The 451-nt window shown below is 67.6% G+C and carries 1 protein-coding gene; it reads left to right on the forward strand.

Features of this window, described 5'->3' with window-relative positions; translation table 11 throughout:
* The coding region (locus tag KDL01_RS42005; protein WP_212534282.1) for a hypothetical protein at nt 1–451 on the forward strand (451 nt) is incomplete at both ends.

The following is a 451-nucleotide window of genomic DNA, read 5'->3' on the forward strand; positions in this document are numbered from 1 at the left end:
GGCGAGAACATCGCTGGCCTGGCCGAGACCACCGAAGCCCTGACGGACGCCGAGGGTGCCAACACGGCATTCCGACAGCAGATGGCGGCCAGCTACGGCGCGAACGTGCCGCAGGGGATTGCCAATGAGATCGACGGCCAGGTGTCGGCGGTTTCGGCCGCCTTCGAGCAGCGCATCGACACCGAAGCGTCCGCGCGCGAAGCCCTGGCTTCCCAGGTATCCACGCTGGAGACCAGCACCGCGCCGACGATCTTCTCGGACGCGCAGCCCTCCCCGCCCGCTGGCGGCTTCAAGGTTCCGACCTTTTGGGTCAAGACCGTGCAGACCGGCGCGTACCTGACGCAGATTTGGGATGGCACCGGCTGGCGCAAGGCCGACCTGGATGTCACCTCTCCGACCGGCGCGCTGGTGCAGCAGCTCAACACCACCAAGATCACCGCCGAGCAGGCAC

Source organism: Actinospica durhamensis, assembly GCF_018139695.1.
Lineage (GTDB): Bacteria > Actinomycetota > Actinomycetes > Streptomycetales > Catenulisporaceae > Actinospica > Actinospica durhamensis.